The 25,492-nt window shown below is 70.4% G+C and carries 18 protein-coding genes, 2 tRNA genes, 1 pseudogene and 1 riboswitch; of the genes and pseudogenes, 14 read left to right on the top strand and 7 right to left on the bottom strand.

Annotated features, from left to right (window positions below; genetic code table 11):
* Nucleotides 1-144: 144 nt before the first annotated feature.
* The 4 genes from OG520_RS19005 (at nt 145) to OG520_RS18990 (ending at nt 5,186) form a co-directional block, all read left to right on the top strand.
* Nucleotides 145-720: a hypothetical protein gene (locus tag OG520_RS19005; protein WP_406013949.1), complete on the top strand. Its 576-nt coding sequence runs from the start codon at nt 145-147 to the stop codon at nt 718-720.
* 239 nt (nt 721-959) lie between these two features.
* On the top strand, nt 960-3,143 hold the full coding sequence (locus OG520_RS19000) for a DEAD/DEAH box helicase (RefSeq protein WP_406013948.1): 2,184 nt from the start codon (nt 960-962) through the stop codon (nt 3,141-3,143).
* Between the two features lie 358 nt (nt 3,144-3,501).
* Nucleotides 3,502-5,022: an amino acid permease gene (locus OG520_RS18995; protein WP_399332097.1), complete on the top strand. Its 1,521-nt coding sequence runs from the start codon at nt 3,502-3,504 to the stop codon at nt 5,020-5,022.
* A gap of 91 nt (nt 5,023-5,113) precedes the next feature.
* Nucleotides 5,114-5,186, top strand: a tRNA-Lys gene (locus OG520_RS18990).
* A gap of 34 nt (nt 5,187-5,220) precedes the next feature.
* Here the strand turns inward: OG520_RS18990 and xerC are convergent.
* A pseudogene (gene xerC / locus OG520_RS18985) lies at nt 5,221-6,597 on the bottom strand (tyrosine recombinase XerC).
* Nucleotides 6,598-7,554: 957 nt separating this feature from the next.
* Here xerC and OG520_RS18980 point away from each other — a divergent pair.
* From OG520_RS18980 to OG520_RS18965, 4 genes are all read left to right on the top strand, one after another.
* A complete protein-coding gene (locus OG520_RS18980) occupies nt 7,555-7,977 on the top strand; it encodes a secondary thiamine-phosphate synthase enzyme YjbQ (protein WP_266747491.1) in 423 nt (140 codons plus the stop codon).
* A 936-nt stretch (nt 7,978-8,913) separates the two neighbouring features.
* Nucleotides 8,914-10,131, top strand: a complete 1,218-nt coding sequence (locus tag OG520_RS18975) for an ice-binding family protein (protein ID WP_406013947.1) — start codon at nt 8,914-8,916, stop codon at nt 10,129-10,131.
* A 111-nt stretch (nt 10,132-10,242) separates the two neighbouring features.
* Nucleotides 10,243-11,010 (top strand): DUF5819 family protein, encoded by a 768-nt coding sequence (locus tag OG520_RS18970; protein WP_406013946.1) that lies wholly within the window; start codon nt 10,243-10,245, stop codon nt 11,008-11,010.
* Nucleotides 11,000-12,193, top strand: coding sequence for an HTTM domain-containing protein (locus OG520_RS18965; protein ID WP_406013945.1), 1,194 nt, complete (start codon nt 11,000-11,002; stop codon nt 12,191-12,193). The genes OG520_RS18970 and OG520_RS18965 overlap by 11 nt, the downstream gene beginning before the upstream one ends.
* A gap of 580 nt (nt 12,194-12,773) precedes the next feature.
* On the opposite strand, the gene OG520_RS18960 is transcribed toward OG520_RS18965, so the two are convergent.
* From OG520_RS18960 to OG520_RS18950, 3 genes are all read right to left on the bottom strand, one after another.
* Nucleotides 12,774-13,328: a heme-binding protein gene (locus OG520_RS18960; RefSeq protein ID WP_399336279.1), complete on the bottom strand. Its 555-nt coding sequence runs from the start codon at nt 13,326-13,328 to the stop codon at nt 12,774-12,776.
* Nucleotides 13,329-13,565: 237 nt separating this feature from the next.
* Nucleotides 13,566-14,954, bottom strand: coding sequence for an FAD-binding oxidoreductase (locus tag OG520_RS18955; protein WP_406013944.1), 1,389 nt, complete (start codon nt 14,952-14,954; stop codon nt 13,566-13,568).
* Nucleotides 14,955-15,117: 163 nt separating this feature from the next.
* Complete coding sequence (locus OG520_RS18950; protein WP_385548296.1) at nt 15,118-15,537, bottom strand: SHOCT domain-containing protein; 420 nt, start codon at nt 15,535-15,537, stop codon at nt 15,118-15,120.
* A gap of 285 nt (nt 15,538-15,822) precedes the next feature.
* Between OG520_RS18950 and OG520_RS18945 the strand changes: the two genes are divergently transcribed.
* The 6 genes from OG520_RS18945 to OG520_RS18920 all read left to right on the top strand — a co-directional run bounded on the left by OG520_RS18945 (nt 15,823) and on the right by OG520_RS18920 (nt 21,701).
* A complete protein-coding gene (locus tag OG520_RS18945; protein ID WP_406013943.1) occupies nt 15,823-16,044 on the top strand; it encodes a hypothetical protein in 222 nt (73 codons plus the stop codon).
* A 73-nt stretch (nt 16,045-16,117) separates the two neighbouring features.
* Complete coding sequence (locus OG520_RS18940; RefSeq protein WP_406013942.1) at nt 16,118-17,329, top strand: SPFH domain-containing protein; 1,212 nt, start codon at nt 16,118-16,120, stop codon at nt 17,327-17,329.
* A gap of 75 nt (nt 17,330-17,404) precedes the next feature.
* Nucleotides 17,405-17,478: transfer RNA gene (locus OG520_RS18935), tRNA-Met, on the top strand.
* Between the two features lie 178 nt (nt 17,479-17,656).
* A complete protein-coding gene (locus OG520_RS18930; protein WP_399336274.1) occupies nt 17,657-18,811 on the top strand; it encodes a PP2C family protein-serine/threonine phosphatase in 1,155 nt (384 codons plus the stop codon).
* A gap of 334 nt (nt 18,812-19,145) precedes the next feature.
* Nucleotides 19,146-19,298, top strand: a riboswitch (cyclic di-AMP (ydaO/yuaA leader).
* A gap of 11 nt (nt 19,299-19,309) precedes the next feature.
* Nucleotides 19,310-20,542 (top strand): M23 family metallopeptidase, encoded by a 1,233-nt coding sequence (locus tag OG520_RS18925; RefSeq protein ID WP_406013941.1) that lies wholly within the window; start codon nt 19,310-19,312, stop codon nt 20,540-20,542.
* A gap of 214 nt (nt 20,543-20,756) precedes the next feature.
* A complete protein-coding gene (locus tag OG520_RS18920) occupies nt 20,757-21,701 on the top strand; it encodes an aldo/keto reductase (protein ID WP_406013940.1) in 945 nt (314 codons plus the stop codon).
* A gap of 67 nt (nt 21,702-21,768) precedes the next feature.
* Here the strand turns inward: OG520_RS18920 and OG520_RS18915 are convergent, their stop codons facing one another.
* The 3 genes from OG520_RS18915 to lhgO form a co-directional block, all read right to left on the bottom strand.
* Nucleotides 21,769-23,283 (bottom strand): PrsW family intramembrane metalloprotease, encoded by a 1,515-nt coding sequence (locus OG520_RS18915; RefSeq protein ID WP_406013939.1) that lies wholly within the window; start codon nt 23,281-23,283, stop codon nt 21,769-21,771.
* Nucleotides 23,284-23,386: 103 nt separating this feature from the next.
* Nucleotides 23,387-24,223: a tRNA (guanosine(46)-N7)-methyltransferase TrmB gene (trmB, locus tag OG520_RS18910; protein ID WP_406016518.1), complete on the bottom strand. Its 837-nt coding sequence runs from the start codon at nt 24,221-24,223 to the stop codon at nt 23,387-23,389.
* Nucleotides 24,224-24,227: 4 nt separating this feature from the next.
* Nucleotides 24,228-25,484 carry an L-2-hydroxyglutarate oxidase gene (gene lhgO, locus OG520_RS18905; RefSeq protein ID WP_385331382.1) on the bottom strand — a complete coding sequence of 419 codons (1,257 nt, stop codon included), beginning with the start codon at nt 25,482-25,484 and terminating at the stop codon, nt 24,228-24,230.
* Nucleotides 25,485-25,492 lie beyond the last annotated feature (8 nt).

The raw sequence follows: 25,492 nt of genomic DNA, 5'->3' as shown, positions 1-25,492 counted from the left end.
TGCGGGCCGGGCGCGGAAGGCGTGCGGGTGGTGTGCGGGCCGGGTCCGGGGCGTGTCCCCGGCGGGGCAACGGGAGTTGGGCACGGCGCCCCCACTCCTTCCCGTACCGCTCCGCCCCTTCCTCGTACCCCGGAGGTGCCTCCCGTGCGCCAGTTGTCCGTCCCCGTCCGATGGGCGGCCGTCATCGCCGCGACGGTCGCCACGTCCACCGGCTGCATGAGCATCGGCGACGACGGAGGGAAACCGGCACCGTCGCCGTCGCCGTCGCCCGAGCACGGGGGGAGCGCCGCCCGGCCGGACGGCGGCACGGTGGCGGGCACCGGCCGGATCCGTACCGGAGGCGGCCGGGCCGAGGCGCACTCCGAACGGGAGGCCGTCGAATCACCCGGGCCGAGCCGCTCCGCCGGGCCCTCGACCGCTCCCGGTGGCGTACGCCCGGATGCGGAGGCGGGCGGTGCGGAGCCGCCCCGGGGCACTGCGCCGCCGGCGCCCTCGGCCCCGCCGCCGGGGCCCGGAGTGCCGCAGCAGTCCGCATCCCCGGCGCCCTCCGGGCCCGCGACCCCCGAGCCGCCGAGCTCCCCCGAGCCGGAGCCGTCCGAACCCTCGCCGCCGCCGTCCGCCTCGCCGGCGGCACAGCTGCGCAGCGAGGCGCTGGGGGCGTCGGCGGAGTCGGCGCCGCTGCGGACGCCCGAGGTATCGCCGCAGGTGGGGCCGGTGTAGCGGGGGGCGGGGAAGGGCCGGTTTGCGCGAAGTGGGGGAGGGTGCGTATGGTAGTAGATCGTTTGATCCCATTGCCCGGCGCCGAAACAGAAGCGCGCCGTGTGGCGCGTACTCTCCCTTGCCGTGGCTGGACCGCATTGAGGCGGTCGAAATTGCGAATCACGGAGTTACGGGCGCGTGCCGAGACTCCGGAAGGTTTCGCATTTCGCATGTCAATTTCCAGTTCTGACCACACCGTCATGCCCGAGAACATCGAGAACGACGAGCTCGTCGAGCCCGCCGAGGCCGTCGTCGCCGAGTCCGCCGACTCCATCGAGGCCGACGCCCCCCTGGCCGAGCAGGCCGACACCGACTCCGCCGACGCCGATGCGGACGCCGAGCCGACCGTCACCTTCGCCGACCTGGGCCTGCCCGAGGGCATCGTCCGCAAGCTCGCGCAGAACGGTGTGACGGCGCCCTTCCCGATCCAGGCCGCGACCATTCCGGACGCCCTGGCCGGCAAGGACATCCTGGGCCGCGGTCGTACCGGCTCCGGCAAGACCCTCTCCTTCGGTCTGCCGACCCTGGCCTCGCTGGCCGGTGGGCACACGGAGAAGAAGAAGCCCCGCGCGATCATCCTCACCCCGACCCGTGAGCTCGCGATGCAGGTCGCGGACGCGCTGCAGCCCTACGGCGATGTGCTCGGCCTGAAGATGAAGGTCGTCTGCGGCGGTACGTCGATGGGCAACCAGATCTACGCGCTGGAGCGCGGTGTCGACATCCTCGTCGCCACCCCGGGCCGGCTGCGCGACATCATCAACCGGGGCGCCTGCTCCCTGGAGAACGTCCAGGTCGCCGTCCTCGACGAGGCCGACCAGATGTCCGACCTGGGCTTCCTGCCCGAGGTCACCGAGCTGCTCGACCAGATCCCCGGTGGCGGCCAGCGCATGCTCTTCTCCGCCACCATGGAGAACGAGATCGGCACCCTGGTCAAGCGCTACCTGAGCAACCCGGTCACCCACGAGGTCGACTCCGCCCAGGGCAACGTCTCGACCATGTCGCACCACGTCCTCGTCGTGAAGCCGAAGGACAAGGCGCCGGTCACCTCCGCCATCGCCGCCCGCAAGGGCCGCACGATCATCTTCGTCCGCACCCAGCTGGGCGCCGACCGCATCGCCGAGCAGCTCGTCGAGGCGGGCGTCAAGGCGGACGCGCTGCACGGCGGCATGACCCAGGGCGCCCGTACCCGCGTTCTTGAGGACTTCAAGAAGGGGTACGTCAACGCGCTGGTCGCGACCGACGTCGCCGCCCGCGGTATTCACGTCGACGGCATCGACCTGGTCCTGAACGTGGACCCGGCCGGTGACCACAAGGACTACCTGCACCGCTCGGGCCGTACCGCCCGTGCCGGCAAGTCCGGTGTCGTCGTCTCGCTGGCGCTGCCGCACCAGCGCCGTCAGATCTTCCGCCTGATGGAGGACGCGGGCGTCGACGCCTCGCGCCACATCGTGCAGGGCGCGGGTGTCTTCGAGCCGGAGGTCGCCGAGATCACCGGTGCCCGCTCGCTCACCGAGGTCCAGGCCGACTCCGCGAACAACGCCGCCAAGCAGGCCGAGCGCGAGGCCGCCGACCTGACCAAGCAGCTGGAGCGCGTCCAGCGCCGCGCCGGTGAGCTGCGCGAGGAGGCCGACCGCCTCGTCGCCCGTGCCGCGCGTGAGCGGGGCGACGACCCGGAGGCGGCGGTCGCCGAGGTCGCTGCCGAGGCCGAGGCCGCGCTCGTCGCAGCCGCGTCCGTCCCCGAGCAGCCGGCCGCGCGTGACGACCGTCGCGACGACCGGGGCAGCTACGGCCGCCGCGACGACCGCGGTGGTGACCGCCGTGACGACCGTGGTGGATACCGCGGGAGCAACGACCGTGTCGGCGAGCGCAGTGGCCGTCCCTCCGGCGGGTCCGGTTACCGCGGAAGCAACGACCGTCCGTCCTTCCGCAGCAGCAACGACCGTCCGTCCGGTGGTTTCCGTTCCGGTGGTGGCGACCGTCGGGACGACCGTGGTGGCCGTTCGTTCGAGCGTCGTGACAACGACCGTCCGTCGTTCAACCGCGACCGTCGTGACGACCGCCCCTCCGGTGGCTTCCGCTCCGGCGGCGGTGACCGTCGGGACGACCGTGGTGGCCGTTCGTTCGAGCGTCGTGACAACGACCGTCCGTCGTTCAACCGCGACCGTCGTGACGACCGCCCCTCCGGTGGCTTCCGCTCCGGCGGCAGCGACCGTCCGTTCAACCGCGACCGTCGTGACGACCGTCCCTCGGGCGGCTTCCGCTCCGGCGGCGGCGACCGCCCGACCGGCCGTCGGGACGACCACCGCGGTGGCACCGGCACGGGTACCGGCACCGGCACCTTCGGCCGCCGTGACGACAAGCCGCGCTGGAAGCGCAACGGCTGAACGCGGTGAGGACCTGCTGAGGGTCCGCTGAAAGGTCTGCGAAGCGGGCCCGCTCTTCACGAGCGGGCCCGCTTTTCTTTTCGCTTCCCTCACATGAATGACCGCTGCTGACATCCGGCCACTTGCACAGGGGCGGGGCCGGGGGGCTTTGCGAGCTTTGCGTGATTCCTTTGCGGCGGGCTGCCGTTGATCGCCTGTGCCTTCATGCCTTCATGCCTTCATGCCTTCATGCCTTCATGCCTTTCAGGGAACACGTACAACGTCCGGGCCGCGCCCTCCTCCGCTGCCGGAGCAGGTTTTCCCAGTCGTGACCCCGGCGACCGCATGTGTGCTCCGGCGTGGGGGCATTGCTGGGTGCATGACAACCGACACGGGCGAGGACCGACCACCACCGGGCGTCTCCGACGAGGAGCGCCTCGCGCAGCTCGGGTACACGCAGACGCTGGCCCGGCGCATGTCCGCATTCTCCAACTACGCCGTCTCGTTCACGATCATCTCGGTGCTCTCCGGCTGCCTCACGCTCTACCTCTTCGGGATGAACACCGGCGGCCCCGCCGTCATCACCTGGGGCTGGATCGGCGTCGGCCTGATGACGCTGTTCGTCGGCCTGGCGATGGCCGAGATCTGTTCGGCGTACCCGACCTCCGCCGGCCTCTACTTCTGGGCCCACCGGCTGGCCCCGCCGCGCTCGGCCGCGGCCTGGGCCTGGTTCACGGGCTGGTTCAACGTACTCGGCCAGGTCGCCGTCACCGCCGGGATCGACTTCGGGGCGGCGTCGTTCCTGGGCGCGTATCTGAACCTCCAGTTCGGCTTCGGGGTCACCCCCACCCGTACGATCCTGCTCTTCGCCGCGATCCTGCTGCTGCACGGGCTGCTCAACACCTTCGGGGTACGGATCGTCGCGATCCTGAACAGCGTGAGCGTCTGGTGGCACGTCGTCGGCGTCGCCGTCATCGTCGGCGCCCTGACCTTCGTGCCGGACTCGCACCAGTCGGCGTCGTTCGTCTTCACCGAGTTCGTGAACAACACCGGCTGGGGCAGCGGCTTCTACGTCGTGATGATCGGTCTGCTGATGGCGCAGTACACCTTCACCGGCTACGACGCCTCCGCCCATATGACGGAGGAGACCCACGACGCCGCGACGGCCGGCCCGCGGGGCATCGTCCAGTCGATCTGGACCTCCTGGATCGCGGGCTTCGTCCTGCTCCTCGGCTTCACCTTCGCCATCCAGTCGTACGACGGAGCGCTGGACTCGCCGACCGGCGCCCCGCCCGCCCAGATCCTCCTGGACGCCCTCGGCGCCACCACCGGCAAGCTCCTGCTGCTGATCGTGATCGGCGCCCAGCTCTTCTGCGGCATGGCGTCCGTGACCGCCAACAGCCGCATGATCTACGCCTTCTCGCGGGACGGGGCCCTGCCCTTCTCGCGCGTCTGGCACACGGTCAGCCCGCGCACCCGCACCCCCGTCGCCGCGGTCTGGCTCGCCGCCGTCGGCGCCCTCGCCCTGGGCCTGCCGTACCTGATCAACGTCACGGCGTACGCGGCGGTGACCTCGATCGCGGTGATCGGGCTCTACATCGCCTACGTCATCCCCACGCTGCTCCGCCTGCTCCGGGGCGACGAATTCACCCCGGGGCCCTGGCACCTGGGCCGCTGGTCCCGCCCGATCGGCATCGTGGCGGTGGCCTGGGTCGTGATCATCACGGTGCTCTTCATGCTGCCGCAGCTCTCACCGGTCACCTGGGAGACGTTCAACTACGCGCCCGTCGCGGTGCTGGTGGTCCTGGGCTTCGCAGCGACATGGTGGCTGGCGTCGGCGAGGCACTGGTTCCTCAAACCGGATCACAAGCGCACGATCCCCCCGGACGAGTCCCTCTGACGGCCCGGGATTTCACCGCGACGGGGCCCGGTGGCCGATACCCGATCGGCGGCCGGGCCCCGGCGGGCTATGCTCAGGGGTGATTCGCCGAGGGCCGTTAGCTCAATTGGCAGAGCAGCGGACTTTTAATCCGTTGGTTGTGGGTTCGAGTCCCACACGGCCTACCGCCGGCAGCGCAGGGAAACCCCCTCTGACCTGCTACTTAGCGCCTCGATCGGTTTCATCCGGTCGGGGCGCTTCGTCTTCCCCGACCTCTTGCGTGAGCGATGCGTGAGCGGACGGTCCGACAGCAGGGGCTACGGAGGGGGCCTTACGGGCACGTGGCACCAGCGCGGCGGCGGCTTCTGCCGCGGCTTTGTCGACCTCGGGCAGCAGGCTCGTGTACGTGTCCGACGTGAGCGTGATCGTGGAGTGGCGCAGCGTCTCCTTGATCGTGTGGAGATCGCCACCCCCGCCGTGAGTGAGAGTGGCCGCGACGTGAGCAGGTCTCGCAGGGTGATCGGCGGCAGGTCGGTGGCGGCGAGGATGCGGCGGAACGTCTCGGAGACCGTCTCCGGGTGCAGCCAGGAGCCGTCCTCGCGGGTGAACACCTGCCGGTCTCGTTCCAGGCGTCGCCCCACTTCTCCCGGGCGCTCAGCATCGCCTTGTGGTGCTCGCGCAGAAGAGCGACGTTGATGCTGTCCAACGCGATCGTGCCGGCGCTGCCGTCGGTCTTGGGGGCGGACTCGTAGGTGTCCCAACCGTCGACGACGATTTCCTTGGCCGGGGTGATGAGGCCGGCGTTCAGGTCGACGTCGGTCCAGCTCTGGCCAACGGCCTCGCCCCTGCGAAGGCCACGGGTGCCGACGAGGTGGAAGAGCGCGTAGAGCCGATCGGATTCGGCCGCGTCCAGGAACGTGCCGAACTGCGCAGGTGTCCAGACCATCACCGGTGACGGCAACTCACCGGTGGCACGCCAGCGCTCCACCCGCTGGGTCGTCCAGAGCAGGGGCTTGGGGCGCTTGCCGGACTCCAGCTCGACGTGGGAGGCCGGGTTGAAGGTGATGTACTGCTGGGCGATCGCCGCGTTCAGAGCCGCTCGCAGCGTGCGCCGGATGCTCTGCTGCGTCGCTGGGCCGGTGATCTTCCGGAACGGCTTCATCTCGGCGAGCTTCGCCCGTTCGACAGCGAGCCGTGCCCGCTCGCCGGCGATGGGGCGGCCGGGCTTGCTGGGCTTGCACCTGGCGATCTGCTCGCGGCGTTCGAGGTTCTCCGCCTGGATCACCTCAGCAGGGCCGCGATGCGGGCCAAGTCGTGCTCGTCATCGGAATCGGCGATGGAGATGAGAGCCCGCACGTGGTCCAGGTCGGCCTGCGCGGCCTTCACCGTCTCGTAGCCGGCGCGGTTGAAGGAACGGCGGGTGCCGTCCTCGCGGGGTGGGAGTTCCTGGCGTATGGAGTAGGAGCCGTGCTTGCGGCTGGTGAGCTTGGGGCACTTCTTGCCGAGCGGCTTGCCGGTCTTGGGGTCGCGGCAGTAGCAGGCGGTGCGTGGAGCAGTCGTTGAGGACGGAACCGACGCCTGGGACCTGACGCCCATCGGCCCCTGCCCGCCTGCCCTCAAGCAGGTGGACAGGGTGGGTCAACCGAGCAGGTGGGCCGTGGGCGAGGTGCTTCCGCAAGGGCACTTCGAGTTCCAGGTTGTTCCCGCGCTCGATCCCCTGGAGGTACTCGCCGGCCACGACCACTTGGGAGAAGCAGCCGGAGGCAGACTGCAGGATGGGCTTGAACTCGGGGAGGATGCGGTCGGCAACCGAAGGGACAGCGAGACTGGAGATGTAGAGGGTGGCCTCGTCGTAGCCGGCAGGAGCCAGTCCCGACCGCTCCCAGTCCAGGATGCAGAGCTCGGGACCGGTCAGATTCGACCACTGGATGTCGGCGTGTGTTCGGTGCTGTCGAAGGGGCATGGGAGGGATGGGGCGACGGCCTGCTCGGCTGCCGTCCAATGGCTTGTGGTGCTGGCCGACAGCAGGATCCGTGTCACGCCGGGTGTGGAGGCGACCGTCCCGAGCAGCAGTTGTATGGGTGTGGTTCCCGGAAGCACTTCCTGCGTGACGGTGGGAGTGACCATCTCTACCAACCGACAGGCTGGATCTCCGCAGGGGACGGAAATCTGCCCAGATCGGAATCCACGGGCAGTGCCCGGTGCCACGCCTCGGGAGCCGACACCCGCCCCCACTCACGCCCCACCCGACGCAGCAGCCGCAGCTGCTCCTTGTCGAGCCCCAGCAGAACGGCCGACGTGCTCAGCGCGCCACACCGACCCCCCTGCCATCACTCTGCGCATGCGCCACATAGCAGAGTGTCTCCTGTGGGCGCCTGTTCGAGCTGCAGCTTCGCGGCAGCCTGCATCCCCCTCACCGAAGGAGCGTCGAAGCCTCGACGGCTGCCTCGCCGCTCACCGCGTTCGCGTCCCGTCGCCGTTACTTGTGGAGTTCCGGAGGAACAACCCATCCGGCCGTCAGCGCTCAGGCTCCGCGACGGGTACCGGTGAACCATGACTGGCACCTTCACCACCCGCACGATCAACATCACAACCGGCTCCACCGAGACCCTGCACGACCTCACGAACGCATGCTCCGCATTCCTCCGAGAGGTGGCTCACGGGCGAAACGGACTGCTGAACATCTTCACCCCCCACGCGACGTCCGGCCTGGCCATCATCGAGACCGGCGCGGGCAGCGACGATGACCTGTTGGCGGCCCTCCGTGACGTTCTTCCCGCGGACGACCGCTGGCAACACCGCCACGGCAGTCCTGGCCACAGCAGCGCCCACATGCTCCCGGCTCTGGTCCCACCACACGCCACGTTGCCCGTAGTCGACGGTGAGCTGGAGCTGGGGACCTCGCAGTCCGTCGTACTCGTGAACACCGACCGGGACAACCCAGAACGCCAAGTCCGGCTGTCTTTCCTCAGCTGACCACACGACCCTGCACCTGGTCTTGGCCCCCTTGGCGAGGCAATTCTCCAGCCGTCCACCCCAAGGTCTCCTGTGCCCAGATCGAACGTCTCGAAGAGCATGACCTTGGCCTCGCTCAGGGCCAGTTCCTCGGCCAAGCAGCTCAGCGACGGGAAGGCCCCTGGGTGAAGCCGGGAAACCGGCCGGCATGGACCGCCGCTTGAAGTCGTTGTCGAAGGCCGGAGCCGGCAGCAGCGGTCTGATCTGTGCCCACCCAGTGTCGGCCATGTCCGAGGGAGCGCCGCACACGGGCCGGCCGGAGAGGGGCCGTCCCGGGCGGACTGCCCCTCTGCCGCCCCTCCGTCGGGCCGCCCACTGGGCGTACCGCCTCGTGGCGAACAACCGCGAACGGATGCCGGGAGGCACCTCGGCGTATGCGGTCAACTTCCCGCACTGACCATTCCCGCGTACGCGTAAACCGCGCCGAATTCCCTTGATCAGCCTACGCCCTGCTGTGCCGAACAGGCCTGGCCCATGGCGCCCGTGCTGGCACCTCAACACACTATGTATTAATTGCCTTTAAGCCCTTTCGGGTTGCACTCGGGCGTGGCGTGAGAATTCTTCGATCCTGTCTAGCCATGACTGCGACCTGGGTATATGTCGATCACGGGGCGTCGATCGACGCCCTCCGGGATTTTTCACTCGTTCGCGCATCACCCCCTGTCCGCTTCATGCCTACTCTTGTACGCATCTCTTTCCATGGGCTCCCGCCTCTCGGGCAAATGGCAATTTTCAGGCTGCCGTTGGAAAGAGGGGATTGATGAATTGCTGTCCGTGGGCGGGATGTCTGACGGACTCTCGCCTTTCCCCACGAAGAGAGTGGAATCATCGATGAAATTCAGTGCTCGGGGCTTGCCGGGTCGGCGTGCCCTGGCAACATCGATCGCGTCGGCTGTGATGGTTGCCGTTGCCGGGGTGGTGGTCACACCGACCCCTGCCGCCGCGATCGCGACGGCCGTTCCCCTCGGTACCGCCGACAGCTTCGCGGTGCTTGCCGGTCAGTCCGTGACCAACACCGGCGCCTCAACGGTCACGGGTGACCTGGGCGTCAGCCCGGGTACGGCGATCAGCGGCTTTCCACCAGGACTGGTGAACGGCGCGACACACCCCGCCGATGCGGTCGCGCTCCAGGCCCAGACCGACCTGACCACCGCGTACAACAACGCTGCGGGACAGGCGCCGGACGCGAGTCTCTCCGCGGACCTCGGCGGCCTGACCCTGGCCCCCGGCGTCTACAACGCGTCGTCCTCCATCGGGCTCACCGGCACACTCACCCTCGACGCCAACAACAACCCCAACGCGGTGTGGGTCTTCCAGATCGGCTCGACGCTGACCACCGCGTCCGCCAGTCGGGTTCTGCTGGTCAATGGCGCCTCACCCTGCAACGTGTTCTGGAAGATCGGCAGTTCGGCCACGCTCGGCACGAACACCACGTTCGTCGGCACGATCATGGCGCTCACCTCGACCACCCTGAACACCGGCGCGTCGATCACCGGCCGCGCGCTGGCCCGCAACGGCTCCGTGACGATGGACACGAACTCCATCACCAGGCCTTCGTGCGCCACCACCACAGGCGGCACGACCACCGGCAGCACCACAACCGGCACAACCGCAGGCACGACCACCGGCACGACCGCAGGCACGACCGCAGGCACGACCGCAGGCACGACCACCGGCGGACTTCTCGGCGGTGTCACCACGGGTGGCCTGCTGGGCGGGGTCACCACCGGCGGCCTGATCGGCGGCAGTTCCATCGCGGGCAACACCGTCGGCGGAACCGTGGGCGGCAACACAGAGGGCAACACAGCGGGCAACACGGCCGGGAACACGGCCGGGAACACCGGCGGCAACATCGGGGGCGGCCAGGGCAAGCCCCCGCACCACGGAAGGCCGGACCACGAGGGCAAGCCCCCGCACCAGGGAAAGCCGGACCACGAGGGCAAGCCCCCGCACCAGGGAAAGCCGGACCACGAGGGCAAGCCCCCGCAGCACGGAAAGCCGGACCACGAGGGCAAGCCCCCGCAGCACGGAAAGCCGGACCACGAGGGCAAGCCTGGCAAGTCCGACAAGTGGGATAAGAAGCAGGACTACGACAAGTCGGTCCAGCAGTACTGACGCTTCGCCGTTCCGGCCCTGCGGGCGCAGCGATGCGCTCGCAGGGCCGGACGCCGTACGCCCGTCAGGCACAAGGAAGTTCAGCGGAAGAGTTGTGAGAGGAGGGCCGGGATGACACCGACTGGCCCAGGAGACGTACTGAACGGGGGCGAACCGGTGAGTGTGAAGGCGTCGGACGCCTTTCCGCCTGGTAGCCCCGTCACCGTCCGTCGCACGGTGACGGGACAGCAGGGGGACGCCCAGCCCGGACCCGACGAGTTGTCGCGGCTGCCGCTTCCGCTGCGCGCCGCGACGAAGGGTGCCGCGGTCCTGTTGGTGTGCGTGTCCCTGCTGCACATGTTCTTCCTGTTCCTGCACGTAGCTCCGCCGAACCAGATCTCGCAGCGGTACGCCCGGCAGGTCCAGAGTTGGGTGTACCCGCTGTTCGAGCAGAACTGGCGGCTCTTCGCCCCCGAGCCGGAGTCGTCCGTCCCGCAGGTCTCGGCTCGTACGGTCAGGACCACCGCTGACGGCTCGCAGCGGATCAGTGGCTGGTTCGACCTGACCGCCGTGGACGACGCCGAGGTCCGGCACAACCCCTTCCCGAGCCACACCAACCAGAACATGCTCCGCAGGGCGTGGACGGGCTATCTCGAATCCCACGGCAACAGCGACGAGTCCTACTCGGATCGTGCGGTGATGTGGCAGGAGTACCTGCGGAACATCGCCGTGGACCGGATCACCGCTACGCGGCCGGGCGCCGTCGACGGAGTTCAACTCCGCGTCCTCACACGGCCGGTGGCCGCCTTTGACGCAACCGGCCAACGCCGCCCGGTATCGCCGTCGGTAGTCGACACCCGCAATCTGCCCTGGTGGAAGGTGCCCGCGCATGGCCACTGACCGGACTCCGATGCCCATGCTCAGCAAGGACGATGCCTCACGAACGTCCACGGCGGAGAACGTGCCGGTGACGTTCCGGCACCTCGGCGACCTGCTCACCCTGCTCATTCACCGCCCCGTCTCGCTGTATGCGGCGGCGACGCTGCGCATCGGCTACGGCCTGTGCTATCTCGTCTTCCTTCTGCGCGAACTCTCGCACCGGGACGAGATCTGGGGGCCGGGCTCCCAATGGACCCCGGCGCTGGCGAACCGGCTGTTCGACCAGACCGGCTGGTTCAGCGTCCTCACGCTCTCCGACAGCAAGGTGTACTTCAACCTCTGCTACGTGGCGGCGCTCGCCGTCTGCGTGTTGTTCCTGCTCGGTTGGCGGACCCGGGCGACGTCCGTGCTGTTCGCCCTCGTCGTGGTGTCGTTCCACGCGCGGTCGATCTTCATGACCGACGGGGGAGACAACCTGATCCTCCTGATGGCTCTCTACCTCACCGTGACCGCCTGCGGGCGCCGCTGGTCACTCGACGCGCGCCGAACCGCCCTCCGCGCCCGGACCGACCGGCCCGGCCGCTGGGCGCTGTGGCGCGCGGGCAGCGACCTGTGGCCCCAACTCGCCGTGGCCCGCGCGTCACTGACCACGGTGCTGCACAACTGCGGCATGTTCGTCATCGCCGCCCAGGTCTGCCTGCTCTACGGCTCGGCGGGCCTGTACAAGGTGCAGGGTGGCTCGTGGCAGGCGGGAACCGCCCTGCACTATGTCGTCAACCTCGACCTCTTCCGGCCCTGGCCGGCTCTGTCCGCCTTGGTCGACAGCTACCCGCTGTTCATCGCGGCGGCCGGTTACCTGACCGTACTGATCCAGGTCGCCTTCCCGTTCACTCTGTTCAGCCGCTTGAAGTACGTCCTCCTCGTGATGCTCCTGGGCATGCACATCGGCATCGCGGTCCTTCTGGGCCTCCCGATCTTCTCCGCCGCCATGATCGTCGCCGACGCCGCCTTCCTCCCGGACCGCTTCTACCGCGCAGCGGCCCGCGCCACCCGCCGTACCCTCGCCCGCCTGCGCTCCCGCGAGTCCCCGACTTCCCCTCGACGGGCCCCGCTCGTCCCGCCCCAGTCGCCGACCCGCACACTCCTCCCGACACCATCCGCCGGACCGGCCGCAGCGCCGGAGCGGGCACGGGCCAAGCCGTAGAGCCGCCGGCGCGGGCGGTACGTCACCCGGTTGGCGTACCGCCCGCGCCGCTCCGCGTACGCGGCAGGGCGGTGTCGGCCGTCGGCGCAGCCTTGGTCACCTGCCGCCAGTACCGCATGGCGGCGCCCACCTGCTTCCCGCGCAAGCGCGTACCGGTGGGAGAAATCCGGTAGATGGTCTCCTCCCGAAGAGTCCGTCACACCACCCGAAACCGATGACGACCAAGCCCCTGACCTGCGCAGATGCCGGTCGTCTTCACGGGACCTGGATGCGTGAGCGGACATGCTGACACGACGCACACAATCGTGGACTGGCCAGCATGCGGCATGGCTCTGACTAGGCGTTTCTGGACCAGCGTGGAAGCTGGCGGAAGTCCCGGCAGGACCCTGCCGGGACTTTTAATCCGTTGGTTGTGGGTTCGTGTCCGACACGGCCTACACATGGCGAGGGCGGAGTTCGCCCCTGCGACCTGCTCCACAGCGCCCCGACCGGTTCTGCCCGGTCGGGGCGTTCGTCGTTTTCCTGGAGGGACCGGCGGCGCCCGTACGGGGGAGCGGGTGCCGCCGGGGTCCTGGGCGTGCTACCTCGCGAGGGAGGCGACGCCGGCCTGGGCGAACTTCTCGTCGAGGTCGCCGCTCGGGGCGCCGGCCACCCCGATGCCCGCGATCGGGGCACCCTTCGCCGTGACGGGGGCACCGCCCGCGAGGAACAGGGTGCCGGGGATGTCCTTCAGGGTGGGGGCGTTCGTCAGACGCTGGGTCAGCTCGGAGGTGGGGGCGTTCCAGGAGACGGCGGTGTACGCCTTCTTCACGGCCGACTCGTAGGCCTGCGGGCCGGCGCCGTCGCCGCGCAGCGTCACGATGGTGTTGCCGTTGCGGTCGACGACGGCGACGGAGACGCGCTGGTTCTCCTTCTTCGCGGCGTCGAGGGTCGCCTGGGCGGCCTTGGTGGCGGCGGCCACGGTCAGGTGGGTGGTCTGCTGGAGGTTGCGGTCCGCGGCGTCGGCCTGGACGGCGGCGGCGGGTGCGGCGGCCGGTGTGGAGGCGCTGGCGGAGGCGACTCCGAACGTGCCCGCGACGGCGGCGGCGACGACGGTACCGGTCAGGACACGGGCGCGCAGCGACAGCTTCTTCATGGTGAACGACTCCTCGGGGTTCGGCCAGGGGCTCGGGAAGCTCTGCGTTCCCGCTCTGCGATCCATCCTCGGGCCGGATCCGGCCCGCCCCGGTCGACCTGCGGGCTCCCTTCCCGGCCCTCGACGGACGACGGCCGGGTCAGCCGATCGGATGATGCGGGCGCTCTTCCCCGAGGCGTTTCCCTCGGCCGCGTTCCCCGGGCCGCGTTCCCGCCGGAGAGCCTGATGCGCGCCGGATCAGGCCGCCGGCTCGATGTTCTGGTTGGCGTGGAAGAAGTTGTGCGGGTCGTAGGTCCGCTTGACGGCCGCGAGGCGGTCGTAGTGGTCGCGGTAGGTGGCCCGTACCCGGTCCGGGGTCTCGCCGGCGCCGATGAAGTTCACGTACGTACCGCCCATGGAGTGCGGGTGCAGCTCCTCCCAGTAGTCGACGCACCACTGCCTGAGCTTCTCGGCGCTGTCCGGGTCCGGGTCGATGCCCGCGATGACGCCGGACCAGACCGCGTCCCGGTAGGCCCAGGCCGTGTCGTCGGGGCCGAGCCGGTGGGCGGCGGCGTCGACCGGGTACAGGTGCGTGGTCGACAGATCGGTGGGGAGGTTCTCGGCGTACTTGGCGTGTACGTCGATGGCGTCGTCGGTGATCCGGTCGAAGAAGTTGCCGCGCCAGTACCACTGCAGACCGGCGGGGAGCAGTTCGTCGAACATGGACTGCAGGGCGGTGTAGGGCATCGGAGCCGTGAAGTGGAAGGCGGGCGGGCCCGGGTCCCCGACCGGCTTCAGGGTGGCTTCGAGGAGGTCGGGGTCGCCCGTCCAGCACCACACCACACCGCACATCTTCTGGCCGTGGATCTCCTCCGGGAACGGGGGGCCGGGCGGCACGGTGAGCGCGGCGAAGAAGCCGTTCAGGTCCTCGGGGGCCTGCGGCAGGAAGTCGCGGTACCAGCGCAGTACGTCCTGGATCCGGTCGACCGGCCAGACCGTGATGGCGACGCCCACGGTGTCGACCGGGTGCATCCGGAAGGTGAAGGAGGTGACGACGCCGAAGTTCCCGCCGCCGCCGCGCAGCGCCCAGAACAGGTCGGGGTGGGTGGCGCCGTCAGCCGTCACCGAGGTGCCGTCCGCCAGGACCACGTCCGCGGCCAGCAGGTTGTCGATCGTCAGGCCGTACCTGCGGGTGAGGTAGCCGTGGCCGCCGCCCAGGGTGAGGCCGGCGACGCCGGTGGACGACAGGATTCCGGAGGGCGTGGCCAGCCGGAACGCGTGGGCGGCGTGGTCGAGGTCGCCGAGCGTGGTGCCGCCGCCGACCGTGGCCGTCCGTGCGCCGGGGTCGATGTGTGCCCAGCGCATCGGCGAGAGGTCGAGGGTGACGCCGTCGTCCACCAGGCACAGGCCCGCACCGCTGTGCCCGCCGCCGCGGACCGCGAGTGCGAGGCCCTCGTCCCGTACGAAGTCGACCGCCGCCATGACGTCCGCCGTGTCGGAGCACCGCACCACTGCCGCCGGACGCTTGTCGATCATGGCGTTGTAGACCGTGCGGGCCCGGCGGTACTCCGGATCCCGCGGGCCGATGACGGGACCGCGCAGCGCGGTCCGCATCGCGTCCAGGGTTTCGAGCGTGGTGCCCTTCATGGCCGGCCATCTCCTCGGGCGTCGAGATGGGGACCGCACCCCCGATCGGCCTCCCGCCGCGGCTGATGTCTCAAGCCTCCCCGCGGTCCTGGCGCCCTGCCAGTTCGCCGGACCGGGGGGAGAGAGACATACGCGCCGCGTGGGATCGGGCCGGACGGGGCGATCAGACGAGGAGCTTCGTCTTCGCCCGCTGGTACTCCTCCTCCGTGATGGCGCCCTTGTCCTTGAGCTCGGCGAGCTTCGCCAGGTCGTCGACGTGACTGCCCTTCTTCGTGGCATCGGCACCGCTCGCGTCGGAGGTGCCGGCGGCTTCCCGTACGTACGCCTTGAAGGCCGCGTCGCGGTCCTGGGCCTCCTTGATGTCCCGCTTGCTCATGGACTTGCCGCGCACGATCACGTACACCAGTACGCCGATGAACGGCAGCAGCAGCGTGACGATCAGCCAGCCGGCCTTGCCCCAGCCGCCGAGGTCGTGGCTGCGGAAGATGTCCGAGATGACCTTGAACAGCAGGAACAGCCACATGACCCAGAGGAAGAACCAGAGCATGGTCCAGAAGAGGTCGAGCAACGGGTAGTCGTCCACGGATCGCTCCTCGATCAGCGCGAGTTCATCGCGTCGTCAGCAACATTCGGCAGGCGCATGATGAATCAGTCATACCACCACATATCTGCGCCCGCTCGTCAGCTGTTGCAGGGCGTTCTGGGCCGTTGTGGGAGGTTCCGCGAAGGCGGGTGCGGAGTACCGTGGAAGTGTCGAAGGAGGCACGGGCCTCCAGGAGGCGGGGTCGCCTCGTGTCCATGAAGCGGTGCGGTACACCGCGTGAGAAGCGGCGTGAGCAGGCGTACGCACAGACGCTCGCGAGGGCGCATGCACAGGGCAGATGAGTCCGCCCGCAGCCCGGTCGGGGCGATCGGTCGCGTGACCGTGCCGATTCCGCCCGATGGGCCGGGCGAAGTACTGGTGGCCGTACGGGGTGGGTCCGAGGCCTACACCGCATGGTCGGCGACGTCGATCGACAGGGACGTGCGCGTCGTTGTCGTCGACTCGGTCTCGGCGCGCGGCGTGATCGTGGAACGCCTGCCGTCCTGAGCCGAAGCAGCGACGTAGCCACGGAAGCAGTGACGTACCCACGGAAGCAGTGACATACGGCAGGAGTCCTCCGATGTTCTTCTGGCACGTTCCCGCCCCCAACGAGGCGATGCTCATATCCGGTTCCAAGGGGCAGACCTTGGACACCCAGTTCCGGATCGTCACCGGGCACGGCAGTTTCGTGCTCCCGGTGAAGCAGAAGGCGCGCATGCTCTCCCTGGCGCTGCGCGAGGCGGAGATCACCGAGGACTGCGTGACTCAGCAGGGCATCCGCCTCAACGTCCGGGCCGTCGCCGTCTTCAAGGTCGGCGACGACGCCGTGTCCATCGCCAACGCGGCCCGCCGCTTCCTGACCGAGCAGGAGCAGATGGAGGAGCTCATCGGGCAGATCTTCGCCGGACACCTGCGTTCCATCGTCGGCGGGCTGACCGTGGAGCAGATCATCCGTGAGCGCAACCGGGTCTCCCAGGAGGTCATCGCGGGCAGCCACGGCGAGATGGAGAAGCTCGGCATCGTGGTGGACGCCCTCCAGATCCAGGAGATCGACGACTCCACCGGGTACATCAGGAACCTCGCGGCCCCGCACGCCGCCGCGGTAGCCAGCCAGGCCCGGATCGCCGAGGCCAAGGCCGACCAGGAAGCCAGCCAGCGCGAGCAGCAGGCCGCCGCGCTCAAGGCGGAGTACGAACGCGACACCGCGCTCAAGCGGGCCGGCTTCCTCGCCGAGACCGAGCAGTACAACGCCCGCGCCGCGCAGGCCGGGCCGCTCGCCCAGGCCCGCGCCTCGCAGGAGGTCATCGAGGAGCAGACCGCACTGGCCGAGCGGCAGGCCTCGCTCGCCGCGCAACGGCTGGAGGCGGAGGTCCGGCGCCCGGCGGACGCCGAGGCCTACCGGCAGCGCACCCTGGCGGAGGCGGCCCGCGACCGGATGAAGTTCGAGGCCGACGGCAACGCGTACACCGAGCGGACGCTCGCCCAGGCGCAGGCCGACGCCAACAGCGTCCGCGCCGCCTCGCTGCGTGACGGCAACCAGGAGCTCATCGCGGCCAACCGCATCGTGGAGAACCTGCCCGCCCTGGCCGACGCCGCCGCCCGCGGCATGTCCGGCGCCGACCTCACCGTTCTCAACGGCACCAACGGTGTCAACGAGATGGCGGCGGGCGTTGTCGGCCAGGGGCTGGCGATCCTCCACTCGCTCCAGCGGGGCGCGAACCCGATGAAGCCGCCGGCGGTCCACGGGAAGGCCACGTCCGCACCCCGTATCTCCGAGACGAACCCGTCCTGACGCGGACGGACGAAGGCCGGGCGAACCCGAGTGGTCAAGAGAGCGCCGGACATGGCGTAGAGTTGTGTTTACCGACGCGGGGTGGAGCAGCTCGGTAGCTCGCTGGGCTCATAACCCAGAGGTCGCAGGTTCAAATCCTGTCCCCGCTACTGAAGAAGTCAGGCCCGGCACGCATACAGCGTGCCGGGCCTGATTCGTTGCGGTCCGCACCTCGGGTGTCGCCCCATTGGCCGAAGAGGAGTCGCCGCTTCGTTCCGCTCCGGCGAGCCTGGGAGTGGGGCGCGGTACCGTCCGCAGCCGCGCGCGTAACCGGGCAGGAGACCACAGGTGTGGAAGCGGGAGAAGCGGCGTGGCAGGCATGCCGGGGGCGGTACCCGGCAGTTCGTACGCACGCTGCCCGCCCTGATGATTCTCGGCGGGCTGGTGTTCGACGCCCTCACCCCGCCGACCTTCACCGCCATTCCGTTGTTCGTGGCCGCTCCGCTGATCGCCGCTCCGTTCTTCTCGCTGGCCAGCACCATCCGCACCGGTGTCGCCGCGATGCTGGCCGTCATCGCGCTGCGGCTGTTCAGCAATACGTTGCCGCAGGCCGTGCCGCTGATCGAGCTGCTCACCCTGGGCACCGTCTCGGTCCTCGCGGTCGTGATCAACGGGGTCGTGCGGCGCAGCAACGAGCAGCTGGCCTCCGCGCGGTTCGTCGCGGCGACGGCCATGCGCGCGGTGCTGCCGCAGCCGGCCGACCGGACCGGCGGACTGCAGGTCGCGGCGCGGTACGAGGCGGCGCAGGCGGACGAGTTCGTCGGCGGCGACCTGTTCGCCGTTTCGGACACCCCGTGGGGGGTGCGGCTGGTGGTCGGGGACGTACGGGGCAAGGGGCTCGACGCCGTGGAGACGGTGGCGGTGGTCATCGGGGCGTTCCGCGAGGCGGCCGAGCAGGAGTCCTCGCTGGAGGGGGTGGCGAGGCGGCTGGAGCGCGCGCTGGCCCGGGAGGAGGCGCGACGGGGCGGGCTCGATGTGCTGGAGGGCTTCATCACCGCCGTGCTGGCCGAGATCCCGTCCGGGCTGTCCCGGGTGCGGATCGTCAACCGCGGTCACCCCGAGCCGATCCTGCTGCACCCGGACGGGGCGCTGGAGGTGCTGAAGCCCTCCGTGCCCGCGCTGCCGCTCGGCATGGGCCTGGGGGTGTGGGCGGAGCGGACGGACGAGTGGGATCTGCCGGCCGGGACGACCCTGCTCCTCTACACGGACGGCCTCTCCGAGGCGCGGAACGCCGACGGGGTCTTCTACGATCCGGCGGCCCGGCTGCGCGGGCGGATCTTTCCGGGGCCCGAGGAGCTGCTGTCCGCGCTGACCGATGACGTGCGGCTGCACACGGGCGGCGAGACGACCGACGACATGGCGTTGCTCGCGGTCGTACGTCCCGCGGAGGGGCAGCCGGACCGGCGGAGGACCGTGCGGATCGTCGGCGCGGAGACGACGTGAGGGGCGGGGCGCGAGACGTGAGGGGACGGGACGGGCGGCGTGAGGGGACGGGACGGGCGATGCGAGGGGCGGGACGCGCGATGTGGAGGCGGCGGGACGCGCGATGCCACCGTGCGTAATCGAAAGGCGCCGCTCCGCATAACGTTTGACGCAACGTCAGAATCGGGGTAGTGGCTGAGGGCCGGTCAACTCGTCCGATTCCACCCGACTGTGTCCCGTAAAGTCCAGGCCAAAGACGTGAACGATCAGTGGGAACAGCTTGGAATACGGCCCCGGTGTCTATTAACGTTCGATAACGCAGCGCGGTCGTCCCAGCCGTCATCAATGGCGGCACCGTGCGCGAGCGCCGAATTCCGCAAGGGAACCGGGGAACCACCTACATGGGGTGAATCGGACACCTGTGTCTCGTGAGAGACGGAGGGGCCCGTAGGAGACCTTCCTGCTCCGAACCCGTCAGCTAACCCGGTAGGCGAGAAGGAAGGAAAGGAGTGCGCCCCCGTGGCGTCCAACAAGCCTGCCCCCGAGGCCCCGTACCGGTTCGATCCCGACTACGGCACCGGTTATGGCGCCGACTTCGGCCCCCGGCCGGACTCCGGCCACGGCGCCGATTTCGCACCCACCGGGACGGCGACGGCGTTCGGAACCGACTACGGCACCGAGCCGGGCGGCGACTTCACCGGTGAGTTCGGCAGCGACTTCCGCGCCGACCTCCGCGCCGACTTCCGCGCCGACGGCAACGACGTTGAGTCCGAACGCGGTTGGGACGAGTGGAACCCCACCGAGGAGTCCGTCCGCCCGGTACGCGGCAGGCACCGCGTCGCCAAGCAGCGCAACGGACTCGCCCGCAGCTCCACGGTGCTGGGTGTCGGCGTCATAGCGGCGGTCGGCGCGGGTGGCATGGCCACCGCGCAGGGCAAGCCGCCGGTCTCCATCTCCGTGCCCGACGCCATCTCGGACAACCTCCCCGACGCCAAGTCCCTTCCCGGCGTGGGCTCCCTGTTCTCCGGTGAGTCCGAGGCGGACAAGGCCGAGATCGCAGCCGCTTCCGCCCCGCTCACCACCGCCGGCCTCACCACCGCCGAGGCCGAGCAGGGCGCGACGGACGCCGGCGAGGCGCTCCGCGCCCGCATCCTCCAGCAGGCCGAGCAGCAGCAGGACGCCGCCGCCGCCGAGGCCAAGGCGACCCAGGAGAAGGAAGCCGCGGAGAAGGCGGCCGCCGAGGCCAAGAAGCAGCAGGGCGAGGCCAAGGCCAAGGCCGCCGCCGAGAAGAAGAAGGCGGAGGAAGAGGCCAAGAAGAAGGCGGAGGCCCTGCGGCTCGCCAAGCTCGCCGCCAGCTACGCCATCCCGACCTCCTCGTACACGATCACCTCGACCTTCGGCGAAGCCGGCTCGATGTGGTCCTCCGGCTACCACACCGGCCTCGACTTCGCGGCTCCGACCGGCACCCCGATCAAGGCCATCCACAGCGGCACGGTCAAGTCGGCCGGCTGGTCCGGTGCGTACGGCTACCGCACGGTGCTGGAGCTCGACGACGGTACGGAGCTGTGGTTCTGCCACCAGTCCTCGATCGGCGTCGGTGTCGGCCAGAAGGTCAGCACCGGTGAGACGATCGGCCGGGTCGGCGCGACCGGCAACGTGACCGGGCCGCACCTCCACCTGGAGGTCCACACCGCCGGTGGTTCGGGCATCGACCCGATGGCCTGGCTCCGCGGCAAGGGCCTCAACCCCTGAGGCGACGCCCGCCCCGATGAACCCCGGCAGTCCTGACGCTCACCCCCCGACGTCAGGGCTGCCGGTCTGTTGTGAGCAGTGCGGGGATCTCTTGCGGGGGCCTCCTGCGACCGGTCCGGAATCCGTTGTGAGTGGCGCGGGGATCGGTCACGACCGGTCCGGAGAACGGCGGGCACCCGGAATAGCGGACCCGCCGGAATTCGTTGTTCCACCCATGACTTCTCTTCGTAAGCTGGGCTCCTCCGACCTTCAGGTCTTCCCGCTCGCCCTCGGCGGCAACGTCTTCGGCTGGACCGCGGACGAGGCGCAGTCGTTCGCCGTGCTGGACGCGTACGTCGCGGCCGGAGGCAACTTCATCGACACCGCCGACGGCTACTCCGCCTGGGTGCCGGGCAACGAGGGCGGGGAGTCGGAGACGGTCATCGGCAAGTGGCTCGCCGGCCGCTCCGACCGCTCCGACATCGTCGTCGCCACCAAGGTCTCCACCCACCCCTCGTACCAGGGGCTCGCGCCCGCCAACATCAAGGCCGCGGCCGAGGCGTCGCTGCGTCGGCTCGGCACCGACCACATCGATCTCTACTACACGCACTTCGACGACGAGACCGTCCCGGTCGAGGAGATCATCACCGCCCTCGACCAGCTGGTGAAGGAGGGCAAGGTCCGGGAGATCGCCGCCTCCAACATCAGCCCCGAGCGGCTCCAGGCCTCCCTGGACTTCTCGGAGCGCGAGGGGCTGGCCCGCTACGTGGCCCTGCAGCCGCACTACAACCTGGTCTCCCGCGACACCTACGAGGGCGAGCTCCAGGACACGGCCGCCCGCGCCGGGCTCGCCGCTGTGCCGTACTTCGCCCTGGCCTCCGGCTTCCTCACCGGCAAGTACCGTCCGGGCGCCACGGTGGAGAGCGCGCGGGCCGAGAGCGTCGGCCAGTACCGGGACTCGGAGCGGGGCCAGAAGGTCCTGGCCGCGCTGGACAAGGTCGCTCAGGAGCACGACGCCCAGATCGCGACCGTCGCGCTGGCCTGGCTCGCGTCCCGCCCGACCGTGGCCGCGCCGATCGCCTCGGCCCGTACGGTCGAGCAGCTGCCCGCGCTGGTGGCCGTCGCGGACCTCTCGCTGACCGAGCAGCAGCTGGCCGAACTCACCGAGGCATCCGCCTGACACACGCACCGACCGCACCGCTCCCGAGCCTGCGGCGGCCCCTCGTGGACGCGGTGCGCCGAAGCCCTCAGTGCTGAACCGGCCTGTTCCGGGCCGATTGCCGTGGCGGCAGCATGTATGGGTTGTAACCGGCGCCGTACTGCGGGTACGGCGCCGGGACCGCCCACGGGGGCGGCGGGTACGAGGGGCGCAGGCGGCCCGTCGCCTGGGCCGCGTATGCCAGGGCGGGGGCGGCCACCTCTCTGCGTTGCCAGAGGTGGTGCAGCAGCTCCAGCTCGCGTTCGGCGAAGTCCGGGCCGGCCGCTCCGCGGCGGGCCTGCAGACGCAGCGAGGCCAGTGAGGTCGCGAACGACTCGTACTCGGCGACGGCCTGCGCGGCCGCCTTCCCGTGGGCCTTCGCCGCGGCCTTCGCCTGAGCACTCGGCTGGGCAGCGGGCCAGGAACCGGGGGCGGGGCCGTACGGGCTCTGCGGGCTTCCCGGGGCGGTGACGGCGTACCGTCGGCGGGCCGCGTCGCGGGCCAGGCCGCGGGCCCGCATCGAGGAGAGGGCGAGCGGCTCCGCCGGGGTCAGCCAGCCCGCCGCCGCGTAGGCGGGCAGCTCGGCACAGAGCGCACGCAGCTCCCGCAGGCGGGACCAGATCGCCAGCCAGGTCACCAGGCCGAAGACCGGGACCATGAACACTCCGTACACGGCATAGAAGCCGTACGGGCTGAAGACCGCCGACCCGTTCCAGAGCGAATGCATGCCCATGGCGAGGACGAGCCCGAGCAGCGGCAGCGCGATGCGGCGGAGGCGCCGGCGTCGTGAGCCGGCCGCGGCGAGCCCGAAACCTATGCCGGTCAGCACCGTGAAGAGCGGGTGCGCGAACGGCGACATCACCGCCCGCACGAAGAATGTCGCGGCCGTCACCGATACGACGCCCGAGGTGCCGATCTGCTGGTCCTCGCCGAAGGCGTTGCCGAGGTAGAGGATGTTCTCGGTGAAGGCGAAGCCGCTCGCGGTGATGCCGGCGATCACGACGCCGTCGACGATCCCGGTGAAGTCCCGTCTTCGGAACAGGAAGATCAACAGGGCCGCGGCGGCCTTGGCGCTCTCCTCGACGACCGGGGCTATGACCGTGGCACCGAGGGTGTCGGCGTTGGACGGGTCGGCGGTGGCCGTGGCTATCCAGCGGGTCGCGAAAGAATTCGCGAGGATCGCGACCAGGGCGGCGGCGAACGCACCCCAGGCGAAGGCGAACAGCAGATTCCGCCAGGGGCCCGGATCGACCCGGTCCAGCCAGCGGAACGCCGCCACCAGGAGCGGTACGGGCAGCACGGCGAGACCGAGGCCGACGAGAAAGCCCTGAGTGCCGGTCTGATCGCGGACCAGGGCCAGGATCGCCAGACCGCAGAGCGCGAGCACCGTGAACACGGCCGCGATACGGAACGTCCGGCTGCGCCACACCATGCCGACGCGGCGCGGCCGGTAGCGCCAGTGCCTGCGCTCCGGCACGGCAGCCAGGATCTCGCCGACCCGCTGCTCCTCGAGGAGCGGGACGGCCGGCTGCGACTGCCGCTGTTGGACAGACCCGTCGGACACCACGCAATGACCCTAACCAGCGGCACTGACACCTGACCATGGGGCGTCCGCGCCCGACCGCGGGGCGCCCGGCCCGCCACGGGGCCGGAGCCGCGTGCGGGTCTCAGCTGCGGGCGAAGAGCAGGTCGTGCACGACATGGCCCTTGTCCAGGCCCTGCCCCTCGAACCGGGTCAGCGGCCGGAACGCGGGCCGGGGCGCATAGCCGCCGTCCGCCCGGGTGTTCTCGAAGAGGGGGTGCGCGCTCAGCACCTCCAGCATCTGCTCGGCGTACGGCTCCCAGTCGGTCGCGCAGTGGATCACTGCCCCCGGCTTCAGCCGCTGCGCCACCAGATCGAGGAACTCCGGCTGGATCAGCCGGCGCTTGTGATGTCGCTTCTTGGGCCACGGGTCGGGGAAGTACACCCGCAGCCCGTCCAGCGAATCCGGCTTGAGCATCTCGCGCAGCAGGATGATCGCGTCGCCGTTGGCCACCCGGACGTTGGACAGGCCGTTCCGGTCCGCGAGGCCGAGCAGATTGCCCTGGCCCGGGGTGTGCACATCGACGGCGAGGATGCCCGTGCCCGGGTCGTCGGCGGCCATCCGAGCGGTGGCCTCGCCCATGCCGAAGCCGATCTCCAGCACGACCGGGAGCCCGTCGAACAGCTCGGGCAGGTCGAGGACGTGCTGCCCGTCGATGTCCAGGCCCCACTTCGGCCAGAGCCGCAGCAGGGCTTCCTCCTGGCCGGGCGTGACACGGCTGCGGCGCGGCTGGAAGCTGCGGATCCGGCGCTCGTGGTGCGAACCGGCCGGGTCGACGGCGGGCCCGCCCGGGAAGCGCGGCTCCTGGCGCAGCCTGCGCTGCCGCTCGAAGGAGGCGGCGCGCAGATCGTCCGGGATCCCGGCAGCGGACGAGGAGAGGTTCTCGGGGGAGTCCCCGGAGAGACTCTCGGAGGGGTTCATGGGCTCAGACACAATGCCCCGATTCTACGGCGGGCGGTCTCCACCCCGTCTCCCGTGCCCGGAGCAGCGCCCTGCGTGCCACCTCCCGCCCGATGGGCAGCGAAGCCGTGGCGGCGGGCGACGGTGCGTTCAGTACGTGGACGGTGTGCGGGGCCTCGCGGATCAGGAAATCGTCCACCAGGGTGCCGTCCCGCAGCACGGCCTGGGCCCTGACCCCGGCCGGGGCCGGTCTCAGATCGGCCTCCGTCACCTCGGGCAGCAGCCGCCGTACGGCCTGGGTGAAGGCCTGCTTCGACAGCGAACGGCGCACCTCGCCCGCCCCGTACCGCCAGTGTCTGCGCGCGATCTGCCAGGTGCCGGGCCAGGCCAGGGTGTCCGCCAGCTCGCGCGGGCGTACGACCGGCCAGCCGTACCCCTCGCGGGCCAGCGCCGGCACCGCGTTCGGCCCGACGTGGACGCTGCCGTCGTGGCCCCGGGTCAGATGGACCCCGAGGAACGGGAACGCCGGATCGGGCACCGGATAGACCAGGCCGCGCACCAGCTCCGGCCGCGCCAGCTCGTAGTACTCCCCCCGGAAGGGCACGATCCGCATCCCCGGGTCGTCGCCCGCGAGCCGGGCCACCCGGTCGCAGTGCAGCCCCGCGCAGTTGACCAGCACCCGGGCCCGGACCACCACGCCGTCCGCCGTGCGCACCGCCACGCCCCAGGGGCGCCGGTCGATCGCGGTGACCTCCGCCCCGTAGCGGATCACCCCGCCGGCGCCGCTCACCTCGGTGGCGAACCGGGCCGCGACCGCCCCGAAGTCGCACACCCCGGTCGACCCGACCCGGATCGCGGCGAGGCCGCTCACCTGCGGCTCGTACTCCGTGATCTGGGCGGGGCCCAGCTCGCGCACCGGCAGTCCGTGCTGCCGGCCGCGCTGGACCAGGGCGTGCAGCCGGGGCAGCTCGGAGCGCTCGGTCGCGACGATCAGCTTGCCGGTCACCGCGTGCGCGATGCCGTGCTCGGCGCAGAACTCGACCATTTCGGCGGCGCCGCGCACCGCGTAGCGGGCCTTGAGCGAGCCGGGGCGGTAGTAGATGCCGCTGTGGATCACTCCGCTGTTGCGTCCGGTCTGGTGCCGGGCCGGGCCCGGCTCCTTCTCCAGGACCGTCACCCGGGTGCCCGGGGCGGTGCGCGTGATCGCATACGCCGTCGACAGGCCGACGATCCCGCCGCCGATCACCAGCACGTCGCAGTCGTACGCCGCGTGCGTCATCATCACGCCAC

The organism is Streptomyces sp. NBC_00984 (assembly GCF_045162475.1).
Taxonomy (GTDB): domain Bacteria; phylum Actinomycetota; class Actinomycetes; order Streptomycetales; family Streptomycetaceae; genus Streptomyces.
Note: the sequence above shows the minus strand (reverse complement) of the source record. Positions and strands in the feature narration are given on the sequence as shown.